5 protein-coding genes are annotated in these 5562 nt (G+C 61.3%); all 5 read left to right on the forward strand.

Features of this window, described 5'->3' with window-relative positions:
* Nucleotides 1-574, forward strand: a 574-nt coding sequence (locus ACC569_RS13590; RefSeq protein ID WP_372524074.1) for a transketolase C-terminal domain-containing protein, incomplete at its 5' end; no start/stop codon positions are given.
* A gap of 106 nt (nt 575-680) precedes the next feature.
* Entirely contained in the window at nt 681-1679 is a 999-nt protein-coding gene (gene gap / locus ACC569_RS13595; RefSeq protein ID WP_372524075.1) for a type I glyceraldehyde-3-phosphate dehydrogenase, read from the forward strand.
* Nucleotides 1680-1779: 100 nt separating this feature from the next.
* A complete protein-coding gene (locus tag ACC569_RS13600) occupies nt 1780-2961 on the forward strand; it encodes a phosphoglycerate kinase (RefSeq protein WP_372524076.1) in 1182 nt (393 codons plus the stop codon).
* A gap of 47 nt (nt 2962-3008) precedes the next feature.
* Complete coding sequence (gene pyk, locus ACC569_RS13605; RefSeq protein WP_372524078.1) at nt 3009-4448, forward strand: pyruvate kinase; 1440 nt, start codon at nt 3009-3011, stop codon at nt 4446-4448.
* Between the two features lie 41 nt (nt 4449-4489).
* Complete coding sequence (gene fba / locus ACC569_RS13610) at nt 4490-5554, forward strand: class II fructose-bisphosphate aldolase (protein WP_372524077.1); 1065 nt, start codon at nt 4490-4492, stop codon at nt 5552-5554.
* The last annotated feature ends 8 nt before the right edge of the window (nt 5555-5562 follow it).

Here is a 5562-nt window from a genome sequence, read left to right on the forward strand (position 1 = left end):
CCAGGCGGTCGAACAGACCGCGACCTTGCGCCTGATTCCGAACATGTCGGTATGGCGTCCGTGCGACGCGGTGGAATCGGCGGTGTGCTGGAAGTTTGCCATCGAGCGCAAGCAGGGCCCGACGATCCTGATCTTCTCGCGCCAGAACCTGACGCACCAGAAGCGCGACGCCGCGCAGCTGGCGGCCATTCGCCGTGGCGGCTACGTGTTGTCCGAAGCCGAAGGCGGCAAGCCGCAGGCCGTGATTATCGCCACCGGCTCCGAGGTCGGCATCGCCGTGGAGGCGCAGAAGCTGCTCGCCGCCAAGGGCAAGAAGGTGCGCGTGGTGTCGATGCCGTCCACGGATACGTTCGACGCCCAGGACGCCGTCTGGCGCGAATCCGTGCTGCCCAAGGGCGTGAAACGCGTGGCGGTCGAGGCGGGCGTCACCGACGGTTGGTACAAGTATGTCGGGCTCGACGGCAAGGTCGTGGGTCTCAACCGCTTTGGCGAATCCGCCCCGGCCGGCGCGCTGTTCAAATATTTCGGCTTCACCGGCGAGAACGTCGCGAAAGTGGTGGAAGAGATTTTGTAACTAATTTCGAACCGCCAAGAACGCCAAGAAAAGCAATTTTAATTTAAAAAACTTGGCGTCCTTGGCGGTTCAAAGATTTTAACTTTAACTTTCTGGAGATTTGGTCATGGCAATCAAAGTCGGTATCAATGGGTTCGGCCGCATCGGCCGCATGGTGTTCCGCGCGGTCGCGAAGGACTTCAAAGACATCGAGATCGTCGCCATCAACGACCTGCTCGAGCCCAGCTATCTGGCTTACATGCTGAAGTACGACTCCGTGCATGGCCGCTTCCAGGGTGACATCAGGGTCGAAGGCAACAACCTGATCGTCAACGGCAAGAAAATCCGCCTGACCGCGGTGAAAGATCCGGCCGAACTGAAGTGGGGCGAAGTCGGCGCCGACATCGTGATCGAATCCACCGGCCTGTTCCTGACCAAGGAAACCTGCGAGAAGCACCTCGCCGCCGGCGCCAAGAAGGTCGTGCAGTCGGCCCCGTCCAAGGACGAGACCCCGATGTTCGTGTACGGCGTGAACCACACCAAGTACGCCGGCGAGAAGATCGTTTCCGCCGCCTCCTGCACCACCAACTGCCTGGCGCCGGTCGCCAAGGTGCTGCACGACAACTTCGGCATCAAGCGCGGCCTGATGACCACCGTGCACGCCGCCACCGCGACGCAAAAGACCGTTGACGGTCCGTCCACCAAGGACTGGCGCGGCGGACGCGGCATCCTGGAAAACATCATCCCGTCCTCGACTGGCGCGGCCAAGGCCGTGGGCAAGGTGCTGCCGGAGCTCAACAAGAAGCTCACCGGTATGGCGTTCCGCGTGCCGACCTCGGACGTGTCGGTGGTCGACCTGACCGTGGAACTGAACAAGGAAGCCAGCTATGAGCAGATCTGCGCGGCCATGAAGAAGGCCTCGGAAGGCGAGCTCAAGGGCGTGCTCGGCTACACCGACGAGAAAGTGGTGTCCACCGACTTCCGCGGCGTGAGCCTGCCGTCGATCTTCGACGCTGAAGCCGGCATCGCCCTGGACAACACCTTCGTCAAGGTGGTGGCCTGGTACGACAACGAGTATGGCTACACCTGCAACATGCTGCGCTTCGTGCAGCACGTCGCCAAGTAAAAACATCTCACCGCCAAGACGCCAAGAATCAGGAAATTAGAAATTAATTCTGGGTTTTCTTGGCACCTTGGCGGTCTAAAAATCTTTTAGGGTTTGAAATATGTCCGTTATCAAGCTGACCGATCTCGACCTCAAGGGCAAACGCGTGCTGATCCGCGCCGACCTCAACGTGCCGGTGAAGGACGGCAAGGTCACGTCCGACGCCCGCATCAGCGCTTCACTGCCGACGTTTAATCGCTGCCTCAAGGCCGGCGCCAAGGTGATGGTGATGTCGCACCTCGGCCGTCCGACCGAGGGAGAATACAGCGAGGAGAACTCGCTCAAACCCGTGGCCGACGATCTTTCGAAGAAGCTCGGCAGGCCGGTGCGTCTGGTGAAGGACTGGATCAACGGCGGTTTCGACGTCGCCGCGGGCGAACTGGTGCTGCTCGAGAATGTACGCTTCAACAAGGGTGAGAAGAAGAACGTCGACGAGACCGCCAAGAAGTACGCGGCCCTGTGCGACGTCTTCGTGATGGACGCGTTCGGCACCGCGCACCGCGCCGAGGGCTCGACCCACGGCGTCGCCAAGTTCGCCCCCGTCGCTTGCGCCGGCATCCTGCTCACCGAGGAACTGGAGGCGCTGACCAAGGCGCTGCTCGATCCGAAGCGTCCGATGGTGGCGATCGTCGGCGGCTCCAAGGTTTCGACCAAGCTTACCGTGCTCGAGTCGCTGTCCGAGAAAGTCGACCAGCTCGTGGTCGGTGGCGGCATCGCCAACACCTTCCTCGCGGCAAGCGGCAAGAAGATCGGCAAATCGCTGGCCGAGGCCGACCTCATTCCGACCGCGAAGATGCTCATGGAGAAGATGAGCAAGCGCGGCGCGACCATTCCGATCGCCGTGGACGTGGTCGTGGGCAAGAAGTTCGACGCCAACGAGAAGGCGGTATTGAAAGACTCCGGCAGCGTGGCCGATGACGACATGATCTTCGACATCGGGCCGAAGAGCGCGCAGCAGCTGGCCGACATCATCATGAAGGCCGGCACCGTGGTATGGAACGGGCCGGTGGGCGTATTCGAATTCGACCAGTTCGGCGCCGGCACCCGGACTATCGCCGACGCGATTGCCAAAACCAAGGCGTTTACCCTGGCCGGCGGTGGCGATACCATCGCGGCGATCCAGAAGTACGGAATTTACGACAAGGTGTCCTACATATCGACCGCCGGCGGCGCGTTCCTCGAATTTCTCGAGGGCAAGAAACTGCCCGCGGTTGCCATGCTCGAAGAACGGGCGAAGAAATAAGCCAACGAAAACCGCCGGCACCGGCCGGCGGTTTCAAAGGATTTTATCTGCATCGTAGAACCAAAATCGTCGCCACCTTCGGTCCGGCCACCGAAGATCCGAAGGTCATCGACAAGCTGATCGAGGCCGGCCTGGATGTGGTGCGCCTCAACTTTTCGCATGAGGGGCACGAGATTCACATGCAGCGCGCCGAGACCGTGCGCGAGCGCGCCAAGGCGCACGGGCGCGAAATCGGCATCATCGTGGATCTGCAAGGGCCGAAAATCCGGATCGGCAAATTCAAGACCGGCCGGATCACGTTGCAGGAAGGCGAGACGTTCATTCTAGACGTAGACCATCCGCTCGAAGCCGGCACCCAGGAGCGCGTGGGTATCACGTACAAGGCCCTGCCACAGGACGTCGTACGCGGCGCGACCCTGCTGCTCGACGACGGACGCATCGTGTTATGGGTGGACAAGGTGGACGGCAGCAAGGTGATCTGCCGCGTGGTGGTCGGCGGAGAACTCTCGAACCACAAGGGCATTAATCGCCAGGGCGGCGGCCTGACGGCCAAGGCGCTGACCGACAAGGATCGCGAAGACATCCGCGCGGCCGCCAAGATGCAGGCCGATTACGTCGCCATTTCCTTCCCGCGCAGCGCCGATGACGTGAACGAGGCCAGGCAGTTGTTGCGCGCGGCCGGAGGTCACGGCGGGATCATCGCCAAGATCGAGCGGGCTGAGGCGGTCACCAACATCGAGTCGATCATCGATGCCGCGGATGCGATCATGATTGCGCGCGGCGATCTCGGTGTCGAGATAGGCGATGCCGCCGTGCCGCCGATTCAGAAGCGGCTGATCAGGATGGCGCGGGAACGCAACAAGGTGTCGATCACCGCGACGCAGATGATGGAGTCGATGATTGAAAATGCGATCCCCACGCGCGCCGAGGTGTCCGATGTCGCCAACGCCGTGATCGACGGCACCGACGCGGTGATGCTGTCGGCGGAGACCGCCGTCGGCAAGCATCCGGTGGCGGCGGTCTCGGCCATGGACCGGGTCTGCCTCGTGGCCGAGCAGGAGCCCGATGTCACCATGTCCGCGCATCGCATGCGCGCCATGTTCAGGCGCGTCGACGAGGCCATCGCCATGGCCGCCATGTATACCGCCAACCATCTCGCGGTGAAGGCCATCGCCGCCCTTACAGAATCTGGGTCTACTGTTTTGTGGATGTCGCGCATCAGTTCGGCGGTGCCGATCTACGCCTTGACGAGCCAAGTCGAGACGCGTAGAAAGGTCAGTCTTTACCGCGGCGTATACCCCGTCGCATTCGAAGTCAAAACGTCGGATCACGCGACTGTCAACAAAGAGGCGATCGATGAACTTCGCCGCCGGGGCACTGTGCGTGACGGCGACCTGGTCATTATCACCAAGGGCGATTTGACGGGTGTGATGGGGGGAACCAACGCCATGAAGATCGCCATGGTGGGGAATCTGCCGGAATTTTGATTTCAGTTAATAATTAATCGCCAAACGTTTTAGGAGGATTTATGGCCCTAGTCACTCTTCGCCAACTTCTGGATCATGCCGCCGAGCATGTTTACGGGGTGCCGGCATTCAACGTCAACAATCTCGAACAGATGCGCGCCATCATGGAAGCGGCGCACGAAACCGACAGCCCGGTGATCGTGCAGGCCTCGGCCGGTGCGCGCAAATACGCCGGCGCGCCGTTCCTGCGCCACCTGATCCTGGCCGCGATCGAGGAATGGCCGCATATCCCGGTCGTCATGCACCAGGATCACGGCGCCTCGCCGGCGGTGTGCCAGCGTTCCATCCAGCTCGGATTTTCGTCGGTGATGATGGACGGTTCGCTGAAAGAGGACATGAAAACGCCGGCCACCTATGAATACAACGTCGACGTCACCAAGCGTGTCGTCGACATGGCGCATTCCTGCGGCGTTTCGGTGGAAGGCGAGCTGGGCTGCCTGGGTTCCTTGGAGACCGGCATGGCCGGCGAAGAAGACGGCTCCGGCGCCGAGGGCAAGCTCAATCATTCGCAGCTACTGACCGACCCGGACGAGGCCGCCGACTTCGTGAAGAAGACCAAGGTCGACGCGCTTGCCATTGCCATCGGCACCAGTCACGGCGCCTACAAGTTCACCCGCCCGCCGACCGGCGACATCCTCGCCATCGAGCGCATCAAGCAGATCCACAAGCGCATTCCGAACACGCACCTGGTGATGCACGGTTCGAGCTCGGTCCCGCAGGAATGGTTGAAGATCATCAACACCTTCGGCGGCGATATGGGCGAAACCTACGGCGTGCCGGTGGAAGAGATCGTACAGGGCATCAAGCACGGCGTGCGCAAGGTCAACATCGACACCGACCTACGCATGTCCTCGACCGGCGCGGTGCGCAAGTTCCTCGCCGAGAACAAGAAGGAATTCGATCCGCGCAAGTGGCTTGCCGCCTCGACCAAGGGCATGAAGGAAATCTGCAAGCAGCGCTACCAGGTCTTTGGTTGCGCCGGCCAGGCGAGCAAGATCAAGGTGCTGTCGCTCGAAGCGATGACGACACGTTACGCCAAGGGCGAGCTCGATCCGAAAGTAAACTAGTCAACTAA

Origin of the sequence: Sulfuricaulis sp., assembly GCF_041499725.1 — a bacterium.
In the GTDB taxonomy this organism is placed as follows: Bacteria; Pseudomonadota; Gammaproteobacteria; order Acidiferrobacterales; family Sulfurifustaceae; genus Sulfuricaulis.

Excerpts from the sequence above, each read along its gene's own strand:
- fba (WP_372524077.1), top strand. The coding sequence starts at position 4,490 with ATGGCCCTAGTCACTCTTCGCCAACTTCTGGATCATGCCGCCGAGCAT.
- ACC569_RS13600 (WP_372524076.1), top strand. The coding sequence starts at position 1,780 with ATGTCCGTTATCAAGCTGACCGATCTCGACCTCAAGGGCAAACGCGTG.
- gap (WP_372524075.1), top strand. The coding sequence starts at position 681 with ATGGCAATCAAAGTCGGTATCAATGGGTTCGGCCGCATCGGCCGCATG.